The sequence below is a fragment of the Streptomyces sp. NPDC047000 genome, assembly GCF_040644295.1.
Lineage (GTDB): Bacteria > Actinomycetota > Actinomycetes > Streptomycetales > Streptomycetaceae > Streptomyces.
In genome coordinates this window covers 107102-127172 of sequence record NZ_JBEYWE010000022.1, presented here as the reverse complement: position 1 = coordinate 127172, position 20071 = coordinate 107102, and the positions used below count along the sequence as shown (strand labels likewise).

At 72.3% G+C, this 20071-nt stretch carries 18 protein-coding genes and 1 pseudogene; 4 read left to right on the top strand and 15 right to left on the bottom strand.

Going from position 1 to position 20071, the window contains the following annotated elements:
* From ABZ862_RS28715 to ABZ862_RS28705, 3 genes and pseudogenes are all read right to left on the bottom strand, one after another.
* Window positions 1–120: pseudogene (locus ABZ862_RS28715) on the bottom strand (dehypoxanthine futalosine cyclase); the annotation flags it as partial.
* Window positions 121–228: 108 nt separating this feature from the next.
* Window positions 229–2211, bottom strand: a complete 1983-nt coding sequence (locus ABZ862_RS28710; RefSeq protein ID WP_360963958.1) for a protein kinase — start codon at window positions 2209–2211, stop codon at window positions 229–231.
* A gap of 60 nt (window positions 2212–2271) precedes the next feature.
* Window positions 2272–3120, bottom strand: a complete 849-nt coding sequence (locus ABZ862_RS28705; protein WP_360963955.1) for a menaquinone biosynthesis protein — start codon at window positions 3118–3120, stop codon at window positions 2272–2274.
* Between the two features lie 341 nt (window positions 3121–3461).
* On the opposite strand from ABZ862_RS28705, the gene ABZ862_RS28700 reads away from it, so the two are divergent.
* A complete protein-coding gene (locus tag ABZ862_RS28700; RefSeq protein ID WP_003992177.1) occupies window positions 3462–3665 on the top strand; it encodes a cold-shock protein in 204 nt (67 codons plus the stop codon).
* Window positions 3666–4038: 373 nt separating this feature from the next.
* On the opposite strand, the gene ABZ862_RS28695 is transcribed toward ABZ862_RS28700, so the two are convergent.
* From ABZ862_RS28695 to ABZ862_RS28680, 4 genes are all read right to left on the bottom strand, one after another.
* Window positions 4039–5121: a substrate-binding domain-containing protein gene (locus ABZ862_RS28695; RefSeq protein ID WP_360963952.1), complete on the bottom strand. Its 1083-nt coding sequence runs from the start codon at window positions 5119–5121 to the stop codon at window positions 4039–4041.
* 979 nt (window positions 5122–6100) lie between these two features.
* Entirely contained in the window at window positions 6101–7252 is a 1152-nt protein-coding gene (locus ABZ862_RS28690; protein ID WP_360963950.1) for a DUF6596 domain-containing protein, read from the bottom strand.
* Window positions 7245–7661: a YciI family protein gene (locus tag ABZ862_RS28685; RefSeq protein ID WP_360963947.1), complete on the bottom strand. Its 417-nt coding sequence runs from the start codon at window positions 7659–7661 to the stop codon at window positions 7245–7247. Before ABZ862_RS28685 ends, ABZ862_RS28690 begins: the two co-directional genes overlap by 8 nt.
* A gap of 126 nt (window positions 7662–7787) precedes the next feature.
* On the bottom strand, window positions 7788–9746 hold the full coding sequence (locus ABZ862_RS28680; RefSeq protein WP_360963944.1) for an AMP-binding protein: 1959 nt from the start codon (window positions 9744–9746) through the stop codon (window positions 7788–7790).
* A 412-nt stretch (window positions 9747–10158) separates the two neighbouring features.
* Here ABZ862_RS28680 and ABZ862_RS28675 point away from each other — a divergent pair, with 412 nt between their 5' ends.
* A complete protein-coding gene (locus tag ABZ862_RS28675; protein WP_360963981.1) occupies window positions 10159–11031 on the top strand; it encodes a MaoC/PaaZ C-terminal domain-containing protein in 873 nt (290 codons plus the stop codon).
* Between the two features lie 187 nt (window positions 11032–11218).
* Entirely contained in the window at window positions 11219–12517 is a 1299-nt protein-coding gene (locus ABZ862_RS28670) for a DUF6716 putative glycosyltransferase (protein WP_360963942.1), read from the top strand.
* A 147-nt stretch (window positions 12518–12664) separates the two neighbouring features.
* Here the strand turns inward: ABZ862_RS28670 and ABZ862_RS28665 are convergent, their stop codons facing one another.
* The 8 genes from ABZ862_RS28665 to ABZ862_RS28630 form a co-directional block, all read right to left on the bottom strand.
* A complete protein-coding gene (locus ABZ862_RS28665; protein ID WP_360963939.1) occupies window positions 12665–13309 on the bottom strand; it encodes a TetR/AcrR family transcriptional regulator in 645 nt (214 codons plus the stop codon).
* 21 nt (window positions 13310–13330) lie between these two features.
* Window positions 13331–13630, bottom strand: a complete 300-nt coding sequence (locus ABZ862_RS28660; RefSeq protein WP_360963936.1) for a DUF4229 domain-containing protein — start codon at window positions 13628–13630, stop codon at window positions 13331–13333.
* Between the two features lie 123 nt (window positions 13631–13753).
* Window positions 13754–14278 carry a GNAT family N-acetyltransferase gene (locus ABZ862_RS28655; RefSeq protein ID WP_360963933.1) on the bottom strand — a complete coding sequence of 175 codons (525 nt, stop codon included), beginning with the start codon at window positions 14276–14278 and terminating at the stop codon, window positions 13754–13756.
* Window positions 14279–14281: 3 nt separating this feature from the next.
* A complete protein-coding gene (gene mqnE / locus ABZ862_RS28650) occupies window positions 14282–15445 on the bottom strand; it encodes an aminofutalosine synthase MqnE (RefSeq protein WP_360963930.1) in 1164 nt (387 codons plus the stop codon).
* 67 nt (window positions 15446–15512) lie between these two features.
* On the bottom strand, window positions 15513–15968 hold the full coding sequence (locus ABZ862_RS28645; protein ID WP_360963927.1) for an Lrp/AsnC family transcriptional regulator: 456 nt from the start codon (window positions 15966–15968) through the stop codon (window positions 15513–15515).
* A gap of 230 nt (window positions 15969–16198) precedes the next feature.
* Window positions 16199–16858 carry a UbiX family flavin prenyltransferase gene (locus tag ABZ862_RS28640; protein ID WP_360963924.1) on the bottom strand — a complete coding sequence of 220 codons (660 nt, stop codon included), beginning with the start codon at window positions 16856–16858 and terminating at the stop codon, window positions 16199–16201.
* A gap of 102 nt (window positions 16859–16960) precedes the next feature.
* Window positions 16961–17863, bottom strand: a complete 903-nt coding sequence (mqnP, locus tag ABZ862_RS28635; RefSeq protein ID WP_360963921.1) for a menaquinone biosynthesis prenyltransferase MqnP — start codon at window positions 17861–17863, stop codon at window positions 16961–16963.
* Entirely contained in the window at window positions 17860–19311 is a 1452-nt protein-coding gene (locus tag ABZ862_RS28630) for a menaquinone biosynthesis decarboxylase (RefSeq protein WP_360963918.1), read from the bottom strand. The genes mqnP and ABZ862_RS28630 overlap by 4 nt, the downstream gene beginning before the upstream one ends.
* 89 nt (window positions 19312–19400) lie before the next feature.
* Here ABZ862_RS28630 and ABZ862_RS28625 point away from each other — a divergent pair, with 89 nt between their 5' ends.
* Complete coding sequence (locus ABZ862_RS28625) at window positions 19401–19859, top strand: PLD nuclease N-terminal domain-containing protein (RefSeq protein WP_360963916.1); 459 nt, start codon at window positions 19401–19403, stop codon at window positions 19857–19859.
* Window positions 19860–20071 lie beyond the last annotated feature (212 nt).

Sequence of the window (20071 nt, the reverse complement as noted above, 5' to 3'; positions counted from 1 at the left end):
GGCCGCGCCGAGCGCGTGCAGCGGGGCGTCCCGGTAGAGGGCGAGTGCCTCCTCGGGCGTGATCCGGCCGCCCTCGGCGGCACGGTCGAGCACGGACTGGAGGTCGGCCTTCTCGGTCACCGGGCGTCCCTTTCGTCAAGGGTTGTGGACGGACCCGGCCAGCCTACGCCAGCGCTCTCCGTACGCCGGATACGGCCCGGGGCGTCCTGGGGCCGCCCGGCGTACGGCTCAGCCCAGCCGCGCCAGACGCGCCACGGGCCTGCCCGAACCCGAGCTGTCGGACTCGTACTTGAGCCCGTCGCGAAGCGGGGTGAGTTCCACGGTGCTGGAGGCCGTGTCGCAGGTGCCCGGGTTGCCGGCGGCACCCTTCGCCCGCGCGACGAGCCGTCCCTCCGTCGCCTTCTCCAGGGTGAGGACGTCGACGCAGACGCTGGTGCCGAGGGGGTCGGTGTTGCGGACCCTGCCCAGCTCCGCACCGACCCGGGCCTGGTGCAGCGTGACCCGGAAGGTGCCCATGGGGACGGTCCCCCCGAGCCCGCTGCCCTGCCCCTCCCAGACGCCGAGGTAGCGAGCGGGCACGGCGCCGGTCCCGGTCCCGCTGCCGCTGTCACCGCCGGTGGCGCTGGAGCGGGGGGTGGGTTCGCCGGTGGCGCTGGAGCCGGAGGTGGGTCGGCCGGTGCCGGTCACCGAGGGGGACGCGGCGGGCGACCCGCCGGGTGACGCGGAGGCGGCGCCGCTGCTCGCCGAGTCGTTCCTCCCGCCGTCCGGCAGCATCCGGAGCACGAGGACCGTCCCCACGGTCACCGCCGCGAGCGCCCCGGCGACGGCGAGCGCCACGGTGCAGCTGACCCGCCGGCCCCGCCCGCCGGTCCCGGGTACGGAGGCCGCGGCGAGGGAGACGGACACCTTGCCGGGCCGCTCACCCCGCGCGGGCGGCACGGTGGCGTCGTACGGCGGCGCGTCCTGCGGCGGTACGACGGCGTGGGCGCCGGAGGGGACGGCCCCAAACGCGCCCGGAGCCGGGGCGCCCGGAACCGGAACACCCGGGACGGAGACGTCCGGGGCCGAGGCCGGGGCCGGCAGGACGACCGGCATCACCGGCGCGGGCCCGAACACCCCCGCGGCCCCCTGCGCCCCGCTCACCGCGCCCTGCTGCTCCCCGCCCCCGGGAACCCGCTCCTCCGCCCCCACCGAAGCCCGCGTGAACCCCACCGGCCCCGACCCCGCACCCGTACCGGAACCGGAACCGGAACCCGCAGGCTCACCCGCACCCGGCACCGGAACCGGCACCGAAGCCCCCGCCCCCGCTCCCCCGTCCGCCTCCAGGTTCAGCAGCCGCACCGCGCCCCGGCTGACCTGCTCCACCAGCGCCCCCGGCAGCCACCCGCCCGCCACCAGCCGGGCCGCCCCGCCGGGCGCGAGCCGCCGGGCCACCTCGCCCGGGGCGGGCCGCGCGCCGGGATCCTTGGCCAGGCAGGCCGCCGCCACCTCCCGGAGTTCTCCGCCGAGGGCGCCGAGCACGGGTTCCTCGTGCACGACCTTGTAGAGCAGGGAGGCGGAGGAGTCGCCGGGGAAGGGCGGCTCGCCGGTGGCGGCGTGGACGAGGACCGCGCCGAGCGAGAAGACGTCGGCGGCGCCGAAGACGCCCTTGCCGAGGATCTGCTCGGGCGCCATGTAGCCGGGTGAGCCGATGGAGACGCCGGAGGAGGTGAGGGAGGCGGTGCCTTCCATGGCGCGGGCGATGCCGAAGTCGATGAGGAGGGGGCCGTCGAGGGTGAGGAGCACGTTGGAGGGCTTGACGTCGCGGTGGACGAGCCCGAGGTCGTGCACGGCGGCGAGGGCTTCCGCGAGACCGGCGCCGAGGGCCCGTACGGTGGCCGGGGGCAGCGGTCCGCCGTCGGAGACGGCCTGGGCGAGGGAGGGTCCGGCGGCGTAGGCGGTGGCGACCCAGGGCACCGCGGCCTCCGGGTCGGCGTCGAGGACGGGCGCGGTCCAGGCGCCGCCGACCCGCCGCGCGGCCTCGACCTCTCTGCGGAAGCGGGCGCGGAACTCCTCGTCGAGGGCGAAGTGCGGGTGCACGATCTTCACGGCGACCGTACGGCCGCCCGCGCTGCGGCCCAGGTAGACGCGGCCCATCCCGCCCGCGCCGAGCCGGCCGAGCAGCCGGTAGGGCCCCACGACGGCGGGTTCGTCCGCTCCCAGCGGCTGCATGGCGCCCACTCCCCCTCGCCCGGTGCGCCCGGATCACCGGGCGCAGGTCTGAGACGCAGGTTACGGCTGGAGCAGTTCCACCTCTACGTCGGCGGGGAAACCGGTCGTCGGGCCGACGCGGCGGGCGAACTCGGCGACGGCCGCGAGCTGCGGGGCGCCGAAGCTGAAGTCGAGGGTGGTGAAGTAGCGCTCCAGGACCTCCTCGTCGAAGGCCTCCCAGCGGGCGGCCTGCTCGGCGACCTTGCCGACCTCTTCCAGGGAGAGGTCGCGGGAGGAGAGGAAGGCCTCGTGCACCCGGCGGGTGATGGCGGGCTCGCGCTCCAGGTAGTCGCGCCGGGCGGCCCAGACCGCGAAGACGAAGGGCAGCCCGGTCCATTCCTTCCAGAGCGCGCCGAGGTCGTGGACGGTGAGGCCGTAGCGGGGCCCGTCGAGGAGGTTGGCGCGCAGGGCGGCGTCGCCGATGAGTACGGCGGCGTCGGCCTCCTGCATCATCACGCTGAGGTCGGGCGGGCAGGTGTAGTAGTCGGGCCGTACGCCGTAGCGCTCGGCCAGCAGGAGCTGGGCGAGGCGGACGGAGGTGCGGGAGGTCGAGCCGAGGGCGACGCGGGCGCCGTCGAGCTGCTCCAGGGGGACCTGGGAGACGATCACGCAGGACATCACCGGGCCGTCGCAGCCGACGGCGATGTCGGGGAACGCGACGAGGTCGCCGGCGTGCTTGAGGAACTCGACGAGGGTGATCGGACCGATGTCCAGGTCGCCGCGCACCAGCCGCTCGCTGAGCTTCTCCGGGGTGTCCTTGGTGAGGTCGAAGTCGAGGAGGGTGCCGGTTCTCGCGAGCCCCCAGTACAAGGGCAGGCAGTTCAGGAACTGGATGTGACCTACACGGGGCCGGGTGCGAGGAATGTCCACATCGCGAGACTAGCCCCTGCGGGGTACGGTGCTGTCGCCGGGCCCGGACGGCTCCGGCCGCCCGCTCCGGCGGGCCGGATCGCCCCCTCCGGAGGGCCCGGTCGTCATCCCCGTGGGCCGCGGTTCAAACGTCCGGGTGACGTGATCTTGACCCCTATTGCTTTTCCCTGCCTGCGTGCTACGCTCGCAGCAAGTTGCAGTTTGGTTTCCCTTGCAGTACAGAGCCTGCGGAGCATGTGACCGCGGGCTCTCGTCGTTTTCAGACAATTGCTTAGTGCGGCACTCGCTCACACTTGCAGGTTCTGGAGCAGGGCAACCCTTTGTGAGCCCAGGGAGGGCTTATGGCTACCGGAACCGTTAAGTGGTTCAACGCCGAAAAGGGCTTTGGCTTCATCGCCCAGGAGGGCGGCGGCCCCGACGTCTTCGTGCACTACTCCGCGATCAACGCCTCCGGCTTCCGCTCCCTTGAGGAGAACCAGCAGGTGAGCTTTGACGTGACGCAGGGCCCGAAGGGTCCGCAGGCGGAGAACGTCACCCCCGTCTGACAGCGGCATAAGCCGTCATCAGACGTCGCCCGACGTCGCTCGATCGCAGTACCCAAGGAGCCCCGCGCATTCCAGCGCCGGGGCTCCTGCCTTTTTCACACAATTTTCACCTTCCGCCGCCTTCGCCCGGACGGCAGGCACCAACCGGGTGATCTTTCAAGTCGGCGGCCGGTGAATTCCCGGGGAATTGTCCCCTCGTCCCGGTACCCGGCTCACCCCTTCGGCCGTATCACGCGGCGCGACGCGCGGCCAGGTCTCCGCCGAAAACAAACGCGGCCCGCGGGCGGCACAGAGGCCGCGCCCACGGACCGCGTCACACGACCGGAGGACCGGACGGCGTCAGCTCTCCGGACATGTCCGGACGGCGGTCACCTCACTTGAGGCCGATGGCCGCGCAGTCGGCGGCGTAGGCGGGGGTGCAGATCTGGTCGACCGTGTAGACGTCGTCCTCGATCAGCGTGTCCTTGATGTTGTCCTTGGTCACCGAGACCACCGCCACCAGCATCGCGGGGATCTTCTTGTTGGTCGGGCTGTTGACCCGGTCGCTGGTCAGCGCGTCGAACTCGATGCTGTGCCCCTTGACCTTGGCCACCGCCATCTTCGCGGCGGCCTCCGCCTCGTCGGCGAACGGCTTGTAGACCGTCATGTACTGGGTACCGGCGACGATGCGCTGCACGGCGTCCAGGTTCGCGTCCTGACCCGTCAGCGGCGGGATCTTGGTGGCACCGGCGGCCTTCAGCGCGTCGACGGCCGCACCGGCGATACCGTCGTTCGCGGAGTAGACAGCGGCGATGTTGGACAGCCCGTACGTCTGGATGGCCTTCTTCATGTTGGCCTTGGCGACGTCGGGCGACCACTTGTCGGTGTCGTACTCCTTGAGGATGTTGACCTTGCCGTTGAGCTCGCTCAGCGCGCCCGCCTTGAACCGTCCCGCGTTCGGGTCGGCCGGGTCGCCGTTCATCATGATGATCTTGCTGCTGGCCGCCTTCGAGCCGAGCGCCTCCAGCAGGGTCCGGCCCTGCACCTCGCCGACGAGCTCGTTGTCGTGCGAGACGTACGCGTCGATCGGCCCCTCGGCGAGCCGGTCGTAGGCGATGACCGGGATGCCGGCCGCCTTCGACTTCTTCACCTCGGAGGCGATGGCCGTGGAGTCGATCGCGTCCACGACCACCACGTCGACCTTCTGGTCGATCAGCTGCTGGAACTGCCGGCTCTGCTTGGGGATGCTCGCCTCGGCGTTGAGGTAGACGAGCTTGCCCCGGCCGTTGGTGAGGGAGGCGACCTCCTTCTTCATGATGGGGTAGTCGAAGCGCGCGTAACGCGCGGTGTCCCGGTCGGGCAGCAGGAGCCCGACCGTGATGTCGTCGCCCTTGGTCGGGGAAGCCGAACTTCCCGAACCGGCGTCGGCGATCACGCCGCATGCGGCGAGTGAGAGGGAGCAGCACGAGACGACCATGGCAGTGGCGGTTCGGCGCACGGCGGCTCGGCTTGTGGTGGCAGGTTTCACAAAGGGGGCCTTCCGAACTGGGGAGCGACTGCGCTCCTCAAGTGACGGACAGCTAACTGTGGGTGGCTATGTCAAGTCAAGATTTTGTCGTAACGAGACCACAACCGACCTCCGCCCACACGGCCTTGTCGATCTTGCGCGTCAAGAGGCCCCACGGGCACACGAGTAGCACCAGGAGCACCGGCCCGCGCCCGCTCTCGCCGTCCGGCGGCTCCTCGGAACGCAACGGACGGTCACCTCGCGCGCCACCGGCCTCGATCCGCGGCGCGCCCTCCGCGAGGAGCGGCAGCCGTACCCCGAAGTCCCTTCCGGGCAGCCGCCCGTGGGTCACGGCGTGCGCCGCGGGTTCCGCCACGAGGTGGCACGCGGTGTCACTCACGTCGCTGCCCTGGGGGTATCCCCGGGCTCCGGGTCGACCGGCCGTCCGGTGCCGGGCCCGCCGCGCACCGAGGGGCGTGGGCGGGAAGAGCCGGGCGAGTTCGGCGCCGGGGGTCTCCCGAGGCACCCGCCGGGTGGGGATCCCGGTGGGGATTCCGCCGTTCACATGACTCAGCGTGGCGACGCGAACCTACGTCGGCCAAGCACGGACCGACAACCGCGTGTAACCGTACGGCTGCCCTGCGTTCACCTTCGGTCCGTCGCCCGTGCCCATGGAGAAGTGAAGGCGGTGACGAACGTGACACGGGAGCGGAGGCGGGAGACTCCGGTGGAGGCCGACGGAACGACGGGGCCTTTCGTTGCCCCGGGCAAGCAACTCAGGCCGCTGCGCGGGCGGAAGGGCCTGACCCGGAAGGAGTCCGGCGAACCGGTCGGCTACGGCCCGGACGCGATCGGCGCGAGGAAAGGGGGCGTACGGGCCCCGAGGCCGGAGCTGCCGGAGAAGGCGGACGGACTCCCCGACGCGGGGGGCGTCCTGCTCGCGATGCCGTCAGCCGCGCCGCCGGGAGTTGAGGCGGGCCGCCTGGCGGGTCAGGTGGTCGCGTTCGGCGAGATCGGAGGCCCGGCGGGCCGCCTCGGCGTACAGGCGCGCCGCCGTCGCGAGGTCGCCGTCGCGTTCGTGGAGGTAGGCCGCCGCCGCGGTGTGGCGGGGCAGTGACGGGTCCAGGCCGGCCAGCGCGGCGAGCCCCGCGCGGGGGCCGTCGGCCTCGCCGACGGCGACCGCGCGGTTGAGGCGGACGACGGGGCTGCCGGTCAGGCGGACGAGTTCGTCGTACCACTCGACGATCTGCACCCAGTCGGTCTCCTCGGCGGTGGGCGCGTCGGCGTGCAGGGCGGCGACGGCGGCCTGCGCCTGGAACTCGCCCAGCCGGTCGCGGGCGAGGGCGGCCTGGAGGATCCCGACGCCCTCGGCGATCATCGCCGTGTCCCACCGGCCGCGGTCCTGCTCGGCGAGCGGGACCAGGCTGCCGTCCGGAGCGGTACGGGCGGCCCGGCGGGCGTGGTGGAGCAGCATCAGGGCGAGCAGCCCGGCGACCTCGGGGTGGTCGATGACGGCGGCGAGCTGCCGGGTGAGCCGGATGGCCTCGGCGGCGAGGTCGACGTCGCCGGAGTAGCCCTCGTTGAAGACGAGATAGAGGACGCGCAGCACGGTGGCGACGTCGCCGGGCCGGTCGAAGCGCACTCCGGAGACGGTGCGCTTGGCCCGGCTGATGCGCTGCGCCATCGTCGCCTCGGGCACCAGGTAGGCCTGGGCGATCTGGCGGGTGGTGAGGCCGCCGACCGCGCGCAGGGTGAGCGCGACGGCGGAGGCCGGGGTGAGGGAGGGGTGGGCGCAGAGGAAGTAGAGCTGGAGGGTGTCGTCCACGGCGGAGACGGAGGCGGTGTCGGGTCCGGGCTCCTCCTCGACGAGGTCCTCGCGCCGGCGGCGGGCGGCGTCCGCCCGCCGGGCGTCGAGGAACCGCCGCCAGGCCACGGTCACGAGCCAGCCCTTCGCGTCCCGCGGCGGGTCGGCCGGCCAGACGCGGACGGCCTCCACCAGCGCGTCCTGCACGGCGTCCTCGGCCGCCGCGAAGTCGGCTCCGCGGCGGACGAGGACGGCGAGGACGCCCGGCGTGAGACTGCGGAGCAGTACCTCATCCATGGCAGTCCATGACGGTGGGCGGGGCGGCCAGGAAGGGGCGCACCTCCAGCCACTCGTGGATCGGCTTCCCGCCCGCCCCGGGGGCGGCCGACAGTTCCCCGGCCAGCTCGACGGCACGCCGGTGGCTGTCGACGTCGATCACCATCCAGCCGGCGATGAGGTCCTTGGTCTCGGCGAACGGGCCGTCGGTGACCGGCGGGCGCCCCTCACCGTCGTACCGGACCCAGGAGCCCTCGGGCGCGAGGGCCTGCCCGTCGACGAACTCCCCGCTCTCCTCCAGCCGCGCCGCGAAGTCCCGCATGTACTGCACGTGGGCCGAGATCTCCTCCGGCGTCCACTGGTCCATCGGGATGTCGTTGACGGCCGCCGGGGCGCCTCGGTAGTGCTTGAGCAGCAGGTACTTGGCCATGACGGTTCTCCTCGATCCGGTCCTGGTACGACCCATTCTGGTCGCGCTCACCCCGGGGACGGAGCCCGCCACGGCTTCTCGACATCGCCGCGCGGATTTCTCACCCCTGCTTTCCGCTGCCGCCCGCTACGTTCCGTACAGGGCCTCCACCACCTCGGCGAAGTCCCGCAGGACGGCCGGGCGGCGGAGTTTCATGGACGGGGTCAGGTGGCCGGAGTACTCGTCGAAGTCGGTCGGGAGGACCGCGAACTTCCTGATCGACTCCGGGCGGGAGACCATCTTGTTGGCCTCGTCGACGGCTCGCTGGAGGACGGCCAGGAGGTCGGGGTCGTCGGTGAGGAGTTCGGCGGGGACGGGGTGCTTGCCGTTCATCCGGCGCCAGTGGGTGATGCCGTCCGTGTCGAGGGTGATGAGGGCGGTGATGTAGGGGCGGCGGTCGCCGACCACCAGGCAGTGGGAGATCAGGGGGTGGGCGCGCAGCCAGTTCTCCAGCGGGGCCGGCGCCACGTTCTTGCCGCCCGTCGTGATCAGGATCTCCTTCTTGCGGCCGGTGATGGTGAGGTAGCCCTCGTCGTCCAGGCGGCCTATGTCCCCGGTCGGGAACCAGCCGTCCGGGGCGGCGGGGACCACTCCGCCCGCGTGCGGGTCCCAGTAGCCGCGGAACACCGGGGCGCCGGAGAGCAGGATCTCGCCGTCCACCGCTATACGGACCTTCATGCCGGGCAGCGGCCAGCCGACCGTGCCCAGGCGGGGTTTGAGGGGCGGGGTGACGGTCGCCGCGCCGGTCGTCTCGGTGAGGCCGTAGCCCTCGAAGATCTGGAGGCCCGCCCCGGTGTAGAAGGCCGCGAGGGAGCGGCCGAGCGGGGAGCCTCCGCAGATCAGGTAGCGGAGGCGACCGCCCAGGGCGCCCCGGATACGGCGGTAGACGAGGGGGTCGTAGAGCGCGCGGGCGGCTTTCAGGCCGGTGTTCGGGCCGGGGCCGGTGCCCGACCGGCGGGCCTCCTGGGCCTCCGCCCAGCGGCGGGCCACCGCCGCCGCCCGGTCGAACGACGCGGCTTTGCCGCCCTGTTCGGCCTTGGCCCGCGCGCTGTTGTAGACCTTCTCCAGCATGTACGGGATCGCCAGCAGGAATGTCGGGCGGAAGCTCGCCAGGTCGGTCAGCAGGTCCGCCGCCTTCAGGCTCGGCGCGTGGCCCAGCCGTACCCGCGCCCGTACGCACGCCACCGCCACCATGCGGCCGAAGACATGGGAGAGGGGGAGGAAGAGGAGGGTGGCGGGTTCCACCGACTCCTTCGCCCTGAAGACGGGGTACAGCAGTTCGACCGCGTTGTCCGTCTCCGCGAGGAAGTTGCCGTGCGTCAGCGCGCAGCCCTTCGGGCGGCCGGTCGTACCCGAGGTGTAGATCAGGGTGGCCAGGGTGTCCGGGCCGAGCATGCCCCGGCGCACCTCCACCTCCTGGTCCGGGACGGCCGCGTCCGCGGCCTCCCCGGCTTCCCGCAGGCGGTCCACGTGACCCTTGTCCATCACCCACATGCGCCGCAGGTCCGGCAGCCGGCCGAGTTCCGGACCCAGCGCCGCCGCCTGCGCCGCCGTCTCCGTGACCAGGGCGACCGCGCCCGCGTCCTGGAGGATCCAGCAAGCCTGGAAGACGGAAGAGGTGGGGTAGACGGGGACGGTCACCAGGCCGGCCGCCCAGGCCGCGAAGTCCAGGAGCGTCCATTCGTAGCGGGTGCGGGCCATCACCGCGATGCGGTCGCCCGGCGCCAGGCCCTCCGCTATCAGGCCCTTCGCCACGCCCAGGACGTCCGCCGCGAACTCGGCCGCCGTCAGGTCCGTCCAGCCCGCGCCGTCCGGCGTACGGCGGCTGATCACCGGGCGGTCCGGGTCGGCCGCCGCGTTCTCGAAGGGCAGGTCGGCCAGCGAGCCGTGCGTCACCGCCGGGACCAGCGGGGGCATCGACACCTCCCGCACCTCGCCGTCCAGGCGCCGGGTCTCCGGTTCCACCAGCACCGGGCCGCCGTCGCGGTCGAGGTCCGTCAGGGCGGCGGGCGGGGGGACGGGCGTGGTCGAGTACGAGATGGGCATGGCAGCTCCTGGGGCCGGCAGCCGGGTGGCTGGTAGCTGGGTACCGCTCCGCTGCACGGGGGTACGCGCCGGGCGTACCAGGTTGTTCACGGGACCGGGATGCCACGGTGGTCGTACGGGGAGCCCGTGCGGGTCCTGGGCGGATTCCGGGACGGTCCGTCTTCCGGTGTGCGCTTCCGTCATGTCCGCCATGACCTACTCTTACCTTCGGTAACCTTACTCCGGAGTCAGGAACGGGGTAAGGCCCGGACAACCCGGATACGGGCGACTCAGGTCACAGAGGGGGAGAGGCGTGGAACACAGGGCGGCCGATCGTCGCGGTCCGGACCCGGCGGGCGGCGCGTCCGCCGGTGGCACCTCCGGTGACACCTCTTCCGTCGTCCTCGCCCGCGTCCCCGCCCTCACGCCGCTCCTGCTGCGCGGCGCCCTCCGCTCCCCCTTCCGGCGGCACCCCTCCCCCGACGCCGCCCACCCCGCCGCCCGGCTGGTGCTGCCCGGCCGGCGCGCCGACCTCGCCCGGCTGTGCGCCTACGAGCGGCTGTGCGGCTTCACCGCCGGGGAGGACGCCGAGAGGGACACCCTGCCGCTGCCGTACCCGCACGTGCTGGGCTTCCCGCTCGCCCTGCGGCTGATGAGCGGGCCGGGGTTCCCGCTGCCGCTGCTGGGACTGGTCCACACGTCGATCGGGATCACCCGGCACGCGCCGCTCCCGGCCGACGGGACGTACGAACTCGCCGTACGGATCGACGGGTTGAGGCCGCACCGGCGGGGCACGGAGGCGGTCGTCCGCACGGAGCTGCGGCCCGCGGCGGGCGGGGGCGCGGTGTGGGAGTCCGTCAGCACGTATCTGGCCCGCCATCGCACGGAGAGCGCGCCCGGGGGGACGACGGCGAAGGCGCCGACGGCGGGGACCGCCGGCCCCCTTCCCCCGGTGGCCGCCTGGCGGCTCGGTGACGACATCGGGCGGCGCTACGGCGCGGTCTCCGGTGACCGCAACCCGATCCACCTCTCTCCGCTGACCGCCCGCCTCTTCGGCTTCCCGCGCGCCATCGCGCACGGCATGTGGACCCTGGCCCGCTGTCTCGCCGCGCACGGCGTCCCGCCGGGCGGAGCCGTCCACGTCCGGGCCGCCTTCCGGGCCCCCGTACCGCTGCCGGGCACGGTGGTCTACGGCGCCGACGGCGGCGGGCGGTTCGACCTGCGGGACGCGACGCGCGAGCGGGTCCATGTGAGCGGCGAGCTGACGCGGCTCACGGACCGGCGGCGGCCCGACCCCTCCGGGTGACCGCGGAACCGGCCCCTCACACCTGAACACCTGACGAACAGCCGGTGACCGGACGGGGCGCCCGACCCCTCCCCACCCGCCGCCACCAGGGCATCCGCCCCCTCCCGCACAGGCAACTCCCAGATTTCCGAAGGACCTTGAAGACACCCCTCATCCGGTCCTCAGATCGCCTTTCTAACGTCTGGCCATGTCACCCAGCACCAGACGATCCATCGCCGTGATCGCCGACTCGGACACCCGTTGGAAGTGGGGTGCCTCCGTGGCCCGGCAGCTCGCCCCCGGGCACACCCTGGACGCGTACTTCCTGCGCGGCCGCTCCACCCCCACCGAGCGCCAGCTCGCCGAGGTCGGCATCACACCCGACTCGCAGCGCGAACTGAGCGTCACCGACCTCGTCGGCAGCGAGGAACTCGCCGAGGCCGCCGTCGTCGTGATGGCCGTCGCCGGCGGCACCGTCCTCACCCTGACGCACAGCCTCGGACTGGCCTGGGAAGGGCGGCAGCGGCGGCCGGTCACCGTCAGCGGCTACGTCGGCGTGGTCTACGAGAAGATGGTCGACGGACTGATGACCCGCGCGGGCACCGATGTCGTCCTCGCCAACTCGGCCTACGACGCGGAGCGGTTCGCCGCGGCCTTCGCGGGCGTCGGTGTCGACCCCGGCTCGGTCGTGGAATGCGCGCTGCCGTTCCTGGACGGCGCCCCCTATCTGCCGTCCGGGGAACGGCCGTTCACCGTCACCTTCGCGGTCCAGCCGTCCGTGCCGAAGGGCAGGGCCGAGCGGCTGCGGCTGCTGGAACGGGCCGCGGGACACGCCCGCCGCCACCCCGGCCGCCAGGTGCTGATCAAGCTGCGCAGCCTGCCCGGTGAGCACACCACGCACGTCGAGGCCGATCCCTACCAGCACCTCGTCGGCGAACTCGGCGAACCCGCCCCCGCCAACCTCCAGCTGGTCCACGGCAACATGAGCGAGGTCCTCGACCGCACCGACCTGCTGGTCACCGTCAGTTCCACGGCCGCGCTGGAGGCCATGCACCGCGGTATCCCCACCGCCGTCCTCACCGACTTCGGCGTCCGCGAGGCGCACGGCAACCACTACTTCCTGCACTCCGGCTGCCTGGCGTCGTGGGACGACCTCGACGCGGGGGCGCTGCCGCGGGCCCGGCCGGAATGGACGGCCACGCAGGGCATCGGCAAGGCGGACGCGTACGCCGCCGCGCGGGAGCGGGTGAGCGCGCTCGGCTCCGCGGGTTCGCTGCCCGTGCTGCGGCCGTACTACACGCCGCAGCGGGCCGGGATCTACCTGGAGGGCCTGCTGAGCCGCCATGGGCTCGACCTGGCGGGACGGCCGCTGCCGGGTCCCTCGGGCGGGGGGCGGGGGCGTGTACGGGGGGCCGTCCGGCGGGTTGCGGGGCGGGGGGCGAAGCGGTTGTACGGGGTGGGGCGGCGGCGGGTTGCGCCTGCGTTGCGGCGGTGGGGAGCGGTTTAGCTCCGCTGGGGGGCGGGGGAAATGTGCGGGTGCGTGGGGGGTTTTGCGCAGTTCCCCGCGCCCCTTTTTTGGGGGGTTGGGGAGGTGGTGTGGCTGCGGGTGCGTGGGGGGCTTGTCGCGCAGTTCCCCGCGCCCCTTCGGTGGGGGTCAGGGGTGGGGTGGGGTCCAGGGGTGGTTGTGCATCAGGTTGGAGAGGCCTGCCCAGGCGAAGTTCATCAGGGTGGTCGCCGTCTGGCGGGCCGTGATGCCCGGGGTGGTGTTGGCCCAGGCCGCCAGGGACTCCGCGGCGCCCACCAGGGCCTCCGCCAGGCCGGCGACCTCGGTCTCCGGCAGGTCCGGGTCGCGGTGGGCCGTGCGGGCCGCGTCCGCGATCAGGTGGGTCACGAAGGCGACGATCTCCTCACGCATCGCCATCACCTGCGCGGCGAACGGCTCCCCGTGCGTACGGGCCTGCCGGTGCAGCACGGACCAGCCGTCCGGGTGCCGCGCGGTGTGCGTGAAGAACGCCAGCAGCCCGTCCCACAGCTGCCGGTCGGCGGGAAGCCCGGGGCGCACCCCGGCCCGTACGGCGGCCGTCAGCGCGTCGGCCTCGCGACGGACGCAGGCGGTGAAGAGGTGGTCCTTCGAGTTCAGGTACAGGTACACCAACGGCTTGGACACGCCGGCCAGTTCGGCGATCTCGTCCATCGACGCGGCCATGTAGCCGCGCTGCCCGAAGATCCGTACGGCGGCGTCCAGCATCTGCTGCTCCCGGACCGCACGCGGCATCCGCTTGGTCTTCACGGCACCCATGGGGGCCAGGGTAGTGGGGACCTACGAAGCCTGCCCCTGTGCCCGCGCCGCGTCGTCCGCGCCGTCCTCCTGGCGCCGGTTGGCCTCCAGGTTGGCCTTGGCCCGGTCGACCCGCTCCACGATCTGCTCGGACGCCCGGTCCCGTTCCTTGCGCAGCACGACGAAGCTGACCGGCGCGGAGATCACCAGGGACAGCAGGACGACCCACAGGCCGTTGGAGGCGCCGAGGCCGCGCGGGGCGACGCCCAGGTAGACGAGGCCCCAGACCACCACGAAGGTGCCCGCGAAGACCCCGAGGCGCATCAGCGTGTAGCGGAGCATCTCAATCCACACTTCCGTTTCCGAACGATCCCGGCATTCCCGGAGGCCGTCGTCCAGTGAAGCACGCCGGGCCGCCGATCTTCACGGCGGGGCGGGCGGGGCGGGCGGGCCCCGCCCCGGTCCTCACAGGGTGAGCAGCATCGTGATGTCGTCGCGGTCGTCCCCCGGGCCCACCCGGATCGCGCCGGGCACCCTGCCGACCTCCTGGTAGCCGCAGGAGCCGTAGAAGTGCTCCAGGCCGAGGCCGCCGCGGCAGGTGAGGCGGACGGCGTCGATGCCCGCGAAGCCGCGGGCGGCGTCCGCGGCGGCGGCCAGGAGGGCGCGGCCGGACCCGGCGCCCTGGTGGCGGGGGTGGACCATGAGGGTGTACAGCCACACCCAGTGGGCCATCAGGGGGTTGTGCGTGTTGAAGGCGAAGAAGGCGGTGGCGGCGACCCGCCCCTGCCCGTCGTGTCCGACGAGCAGCCGCATCCGTCCCTCGGCCATCGCGGTCAGGTGCCGGATCAGGCCGGGCCGGACGTCCTCACAGGTGACCGGCGGGACGTGTCCGACGGCCCCGCCCGCGTTGGAGACGTCCGTCCACAGGGTGAGGACGCCGTCGCGCAGGGCGGGGGTCATGGCGGGGTCGAGCTCGAACGTGAGGGACACGGGTCAGACCCGCATCGCCTGGGGCTCGTCGCGGCGGGCCGGGTCGGGGCCGTCGTACTCGCGGATGATCTCGTAGCGCGTGTTGCGTTCGACCGGGCGGAAGCCGGCGTCGCGGATGAGGTCCAGGAGGTCCTCGCGGGTCAGCTTGCCCGGCGTGCCGTAGTTGTCGGCGTCGTGCGTGATCTTGTACTCGACGACCGAGCCGTCCATGTCGTCCGCGCCGTGCTGGAGCGCCAGTTGGGCGGTCCGGAGACCGTGCATCACCCAGAAGACCTTGACGTGCGGCACGTTGTCGAAGAGGAGGCGGGAGACCGCGAAGGTCTTCAGGGACTCCGCGCCCGTCGCCATCGTGGTCCGCGCCTGGAGCCTGTTGCGGACCTTGCCGTCCTTCATGTCGACGAAGTCGTGCTGGTAGCGGAGCGGGATGAAGACCTGGAACCCGCCGGTCTCGTCCTGGAGTTCGCGCAGCCGCAGTACGTGGTCGACGCGGTGGCGGGGTTCCTCGATGTGGCCGTAGAGCATGGTGCACGGGGTCCTGAGACCCTTCTCGTGCGCCAGGCGGTGGATGCGGGACCAGTCCTCCCAGTGGGTGCGGTGGTCCACGATGTGCTGCCGCACCTCCCAGTCGAAGATCTCCGCGCCGCCGCCGGTCAGCGACTCCAGCCCCGCGTCGATGAGTTCGTCGAGGATCTCGGAGGCCGACAGCCCGGAGATGGTCTCGAAGTGGTGGATCTCGGTCGCCGTGAACGCCTTCAGCGACACGCCGGGCAGGGCGGCCTTCAGCTCCCGCAGCGAACGCGGGTAGTAGCGCCAGGGCAGGTTGGGGTGGAGGCCGTTGACGATGTGCAGCTCGGTGAGCCCGTCCGCCTTCATCTCCCCGGCGAGGCGTACGGCCTCCTCGATGCGCATCGTGTACGCGTCCTTCTCGCCCGGCTTGCGCTGGAACGAGCAGTAGGCGCAGGAGGCCGTGCACACGTTGGTCATGTTGAGGTGCCGGTTGACGTTGAAGTGGACCACGTCGCCGTTCCTGGCGGTGCGCACCTCGTGCGCGAGACCGCCGAGCCAGGCGAGGTCGTCCGACTCGTACAGCGCGATGCCGTCCTCACGGGTCAGCCGGACTCCCGACCTGACCTTGTCCTCCAGCTCACGCTTGAGCCCGACGTCCATGTCCGCACCGCACCTTTCTCCGAACCTCTCCCCCGACGACGACCGCCCCACCGTAACGCGTGTGCCGTCACACCTCTTCGGGCAGCTCACCCACCCTGTTCTCCCACTTCGTGGACAGCACGATGGTGGTACGGGTCCGGGAGACGCCCTTGGTGCCGCTCAGCCGCCGGATGATGCGCTCCAGGCCGTCGACGTCCGCGGCGCGCACCTTGAGCATGAACGAGTCGTCGCCGGCGATGAACCAGCAGTCCTCGATCTCGGGCAGGTCCCTCAGACGGTGCGTGACGTCCTCGTGGTCGGTGGCGTCGGAGAGCGAGATGCCGATCAGGGCGGTGACGCCGAGACCGAGCGAGGCTGCGTCCACCGTGGCCCGGTACCCGGTGATGACACCGGCCGTCTCCAGGCGGTTGATGCGGTCGGTGACACTGGGTCCCGACAGGCCGACGAGGCGCCCCAGCTCCGCGTAGGAGGCCCGGCCGTTCTCTCTCAGGGCCTGGATGAGCTGCCTGTCCACCGCGTCCATGCGATCGAAGCCTTCCGGTGAGAAGGAGATCCCTGAGGATCTCCACGAGTCTGCGGGGTGGTCCGACAAGGTCTGGCAAAAAGGTCTGGCGAAAAGGTCTGGCGAAAAGGTCTGGCGAAAGGATCTGGCTGAAGGGTCCGGCACAAGGTGAGGGACGTGGACGAGGTCTGCGTGCCGGGAACAGGTCCCGGTACGCGCGCCCGTGGGAGGAGCCAGGAGGAACCCGGGGCTCAGGAGGAACCGGCCGCCCCGCCTCCGCCCCCGAGTTCCCCTTTCCAGCGCCGGTAGAGCGAGTGCCGTACGCCCGCCGCGTCGAGGACGCGTCCGGCGACGAAGTCGACGAGGTCCTGGATGTGTGTGGCGCCCGCGTAGAAGCCCGGCGAGGCGGGCAGCACGGTCGCGCCTGCGTCGTCCAGCGCCACCAGGTGCCGTAGCGTCTGGCCGTTCAGCGGGGTCTCCCGGACCGCGACCACGAGCTTGCGGCCCTCCTTGAGGGTCACGCTCGCCACCCGCTGGAGCAGGTCCTTGGACAGCCCGAGCGCCACTCCGGCGACGCACGCCGTGGAGGCGGGCACGATCAGCATGCCCTTGCAGGGGTACGAGCCCGAGGACGGCCCGGCGGCGAGGTCACCGGCGTTCCAGTGGCGCACGCCGGTGAGGTCCACCTCGTAGGTCCCCGGCTTGCCGTCCGCGCCGCGCGCCAGCCACTCCCCCAGGTCCTCCCGCCAGTGGGCGTCGCGGAAGGAGATGCCGGTCTCGTCGAGCAGGGTGAGCCGCGAGGCCCGGCTGACGACCAGGTCGACGCCCTCCCCGGCGTCGAGCAGCGCACGCAGCACCGCGGCGGCGTACGGCGTCCCGGACGCCCCGGACACCCCCACGATCCAAGGCACGCGCTGCGTTTCTCCTGCGTTCACACCCTGAGCCTACCGGGGGTACGGAGCGTGTTCAGGACGGGTCGGCCTCCCCCGCGCAAGAGGGCGGCCGGTGGGCCCTCAGATCGTCAGGCCCCTCACCAGAAGGTCGATCAGGGCGCACCCGAAGAGGCTGATCCCGATGAAGCCGTTGGTGGAGAAGAACGCCCGGTCGAGGCGGGACAGGTCGTGGGGGCGGACGATGGAGTGCTCGTAGACGAAGGCCGCCGCGACGATCAGCAGGCCGAGCCAGAAGAAGGCGCCGGCGCCGATGGCGAGGGCGTACCAGACGAACAGGGCCGTGGTGAGGGCGTGGCAGACGCGGGCCGCGCGGATCGCCGCCGGGATGCCGAAGCGGGCCGGGACCGACATGACGCCTATGGCGCGGTCGGTCTCGACGTCCTGGCAGGCGTAGATCAGGTCGAAGCCGCCGATCCATATGCCCACCGCCAGGCCGAGGATCACCGCGTCCCAGGACCACTGACCGGTGATCGCCAGCCAGCCGCCGACCGGGCCCATGGCCTGGGCGAGGCCCAGGATGGCCTGCGGGAAGTTGGTGAACCGCTTGCCGTACGGGTAGACCACCATCGGGATCACCGCGACGGGCGCCAGGGCCAGGCACAGCGGGTTGAGCAGCGCCGCCGAGCCGAGGAAGATCACGACCGCTGTCAGCGCGCCGGTCCAGGCGTGCCGGACCGACATGGCGCCGGTGACCAGTTCGCGCTGCGCGGTGCGGGGGTTACGGGCGTCGATCTCGCGGTCGATGATGCGGTTGACGGCCATCGCGAAGGTGCGCAGGCCCACCATGCAGACGGTGACCAGCAGCAGCCGGCCCCAGTGGACGTTGCGGTCCGTCTCGTACATCGCGGTGAGGGCCGCGATGTACGCGAAGGGCAGCGCGAAGACGGAGTGCTCGATCATCACCAGGCGGAGGAACGCCCTGGTGCGCCCTGGCTGCGGGATCGCCGCCGATGCGCTGGTCACAGCCCGTACTCCTTCCACCGGCGGTCGACCGTCGCCGCCGTCTCCGGGTCGGACAGGACCATCTCGGGCCAGCCGCCGTCCCGGGTGTACCCCTCCTCGGGCCACTTGCGTGTCGCGTCGATGCCCGCCTTGCCGCCCCAGAACTGCTGGTAGGAGGCGTGGTCGAGGTGGTCGACGGGGCCCTCGACGACCGTGAGGTCGCGGGAGTAGTCGGTGTTGCCGAGCGCGCGCCAGGCGACCTCGTGCAGATCGTGCACGTCGCAGTCGGCGTCCACGACGACGATCAGTTTGGTGAGCGACATCATGTGGGCGCCCCACACGGCGTGCATCACCTTCTGCGCGTGCTTCGGGTACTTCTTGTCGATCGACACGATCGCGCAGTTGTGGAAGCCGCCGGCCTCGGGGAGGTGGTAGTCCACGATGTCCGGCACGATGACCTTGAGGAGCGGGAGGAAGAAGCGCTCCGTGGCGCGGCCGAGGGGGCCGTCCTCGGTCGGGGGGCGGCCCACGACGATGGACTGGAGCAGCGGGCGCCTGCGCATCGTCACGCAGTCGATGGTCAGCGCGGGGAACGGCTCCTGCGGGGTGTAGAAGCCGGTGTGGTCGCCGAAGGGGCCCTCCGGGCGCGTCTCGCCGGGCTCCAGCCAGCCCTCCAGCACGACCTCGGCGTTCGCCGGGACCTGGAGCGGCACGGTCTTGCAGTCCGTCATCTCGATCCGCTTGCCCGCGACGAACCCGGCGAACAGGTACTCGTCGATGTCGCCGGGCAGCGGGGCGGTGGCCGCGTAGGTCACGGAGGGCGGGCAGCCGAAGGCGATCGCCACGGGGAGGCGCTCACCGCGGCGGGCGGCGACCTGGTAGTGGTTGCGGCTGTCCTTGTGGATCTGCCAGTGCATGCCGATGGTGCGGCGGTCGTGGCGCTGGAGGCGGTACAGGCCGAGGTTGCGGACGCCGGTCTCGGGGTCCTTGGTGTGGGTGAGGCCCAGGTTGAAGAAGGAGCCGCCGTCCTGCGGCCAGGTGAACAGCGCGGGGAGTGCGGTGAGGTCCACGTCGTCGCCGTGCAGGACGACCTCCTGCACCGGGGCGTCCTTGACCTTCCTCGGCGGTACGTGCGTCATCGTGCCGAGCTTGCCGAACGCCTCGCGGACCCCGACGAAGCCGTGCGGCAGCTCGGGGCGCAGCAGGCCGCCGATCTTGTCGCTGATGTCGCCGTACGACTTCAGGCCGAGCGCCTTCAGCAGGCGGCGGTCGGTGCCGAACACGTTCATCGCGAGGGGCATCGCGGAGCCCTTCACGTTCTCGAAGAGCAGCGCGGGACCGCCGGACTTCTGCACCCGGTCGACGATCTCCCCGACCTCCAGGTACGGGTCCACCTCGGCCTTGATGCGCTTGAGGTCGCCCTCGCGCTCCAGTGCCCTGAGCAGGGAGCGAAGATCGTCGTAAGCCATGTGTCCCAGTATCTGTCAGCCACTAGCCTGGACCTGTCACCGGGGCCGTCCCTGGCCCCGTCGCTCACCCCTGGGGGGAATGCCCGACCATGCTCAGGTTGCTGCCCGTCCTGCTGGTCCTGGCGCTGATGATCTACGCCTTCGTGGACTGCCTCAACACTCCGGAGGAGGAGGTGCGGGGGCTGCCGAAGGTGGTGTGGTTCGTCGTGATCCTGGTGTTCGCCGAAATCGTCGTGGGGCCGCTGGCCTGGCTGTTCCTCGGGCGGCGGCCGGTCGCCGCGGGCGGGGGGCGGGGGCCCGGCGGCGCGGGTGCCGGTTCCGGTGCCGGGCGTGGTTCGGGGGCGGACGCGGACGCCGGTGGCGGTTCCCGTTCCGGGTGGGTCGCGCCCGATGACAATCCCGAGTTCCTGAACTCCCTCAAGGCCGATCGCGGGTCCGCGGCCGGTTCGCGGGACGAGGAACTGCTCAAGGAGTGGGAAGCCGATCTCCGGCGGCGCGAGGAGGAGCTTCGGCGGCGGGAGCGGGGCGAGGAGCCCGGCGACGCGTGACGCCTCGCGGCGCGTGACGCCTCGCGGCGCGTGACGCCTCGCGGCGCGTCGGCCATCGTTCGGTGCGATGCGCTCGGGGGCCTTTCACCGTCGGGGTGCCCCGGAAACGCCGCGGGCGAATGCGGGGGCGTCCTGGCCGGGCGCAACCGCGCGGCGGAGCCGTATACCGGTGCGGCCCCGCGGCACTGCGCGGGCGAGGGCGGCGAAACACC

Excerpts from the sequence above, each read along its gene's own strand:
- ABZ862_RS28710 (WP_360963958.1), bottom strand. The coding sequence starts at position 2,211 with ATGCAGCCGCTGGGAGCGGACGAACCCGCCGTCGTGGGGCCCTACCGG.
- ABZ862_RS28700 (WP_003992177.1), top strand. The coding sequence starts at position 3,462 with ATGGCTACCGGAACCGTTAAGTGGTTCAACGCCGAAAAGGGCTTTGGC.
- ABZ862_RS28695 (WP_360963952.1), bottom strand. The coding sequence starts at position 5,121 with ATGGTCGTCTCGTGCTGCTCCCTCTCACTCGCCGCATGCGGCGTGATC.
- ABZ862_RS28690 (WP_360963950.1), bottom strand. The coding sequence starts at position 7,252 with ATGGATGAGGTACTGCTCCGCAGTCTCACGCCGGGCGTCCTCGCCGTC.
- ABZ862_RS28685 (WP_360963947.1), bottom strand. The coding sequence starts at position 7,661 with ATGGCCAAGTACCTGCTGCTCAAGCACTACCGAGGCGCCCCGGCGGCC.
- ABZ862_RS28680 (WP_360963944.1), bottom strand. The coding sequence starts at position 9,746 with ATGCCCATCTCGTACTCGACCACGCCCGTCCCCCCGCCCGCCGCCCTG.
- ABZ862_RS28670 (WP_360963942.1), top strand. The coding sequence starts at position 11,219 with ATGTCACCCAGCACCAGACGATCCATCGCCGTGATCGCCGACTCGGAC.
- ABZ862_RS28665 (WP_360963939.1), bottom strand. The coding sequence starts at position 13,309 with ATGGGTGCCGTGAAGACCAAGCGGATGCCGCGTGCGGTCCGGGAGCAG.
- ABZ862_RS28660 (WP_360963936.1), bottom strand. The coding sequence starts at position 13,630 with ATGCTCCGCTACACGCTGATGCGCCTCGGGGTCTTCGCGGGCACCTTC.
- mqnE (WP_360963930.1), bottom strand. The coding sequence starts at position 15,445 with ATGGACGTCGGGCTCAAGCGTGAGCTGGAGGACAAGGTCAGGTCGGGA.
- ABZ862_RS28645 (WP_360963927.1), bottom strand. The coding sequence starts at position 15,968 with ATGGACGCGGTGGACAGGCAGCTCATCCAGGCCCTGAGAGAGAACGGC.
- ABZ862_RS28630 (WP_360963918.1), bottom strand. The coding sequence starts at position 19,311 with ATGGCTTACGACGATCTTCGCTCCCTGCTCAGGGCACTGGAGCGCGAG.
- ABZ862_RS28625 (WP_360963916.1), top strand. The coding sequence starts at position 19,401 with ATGCTCAGGTTGCTGCCCGTCCTGCTGGTCCTGGCGCTGATGATCTAC.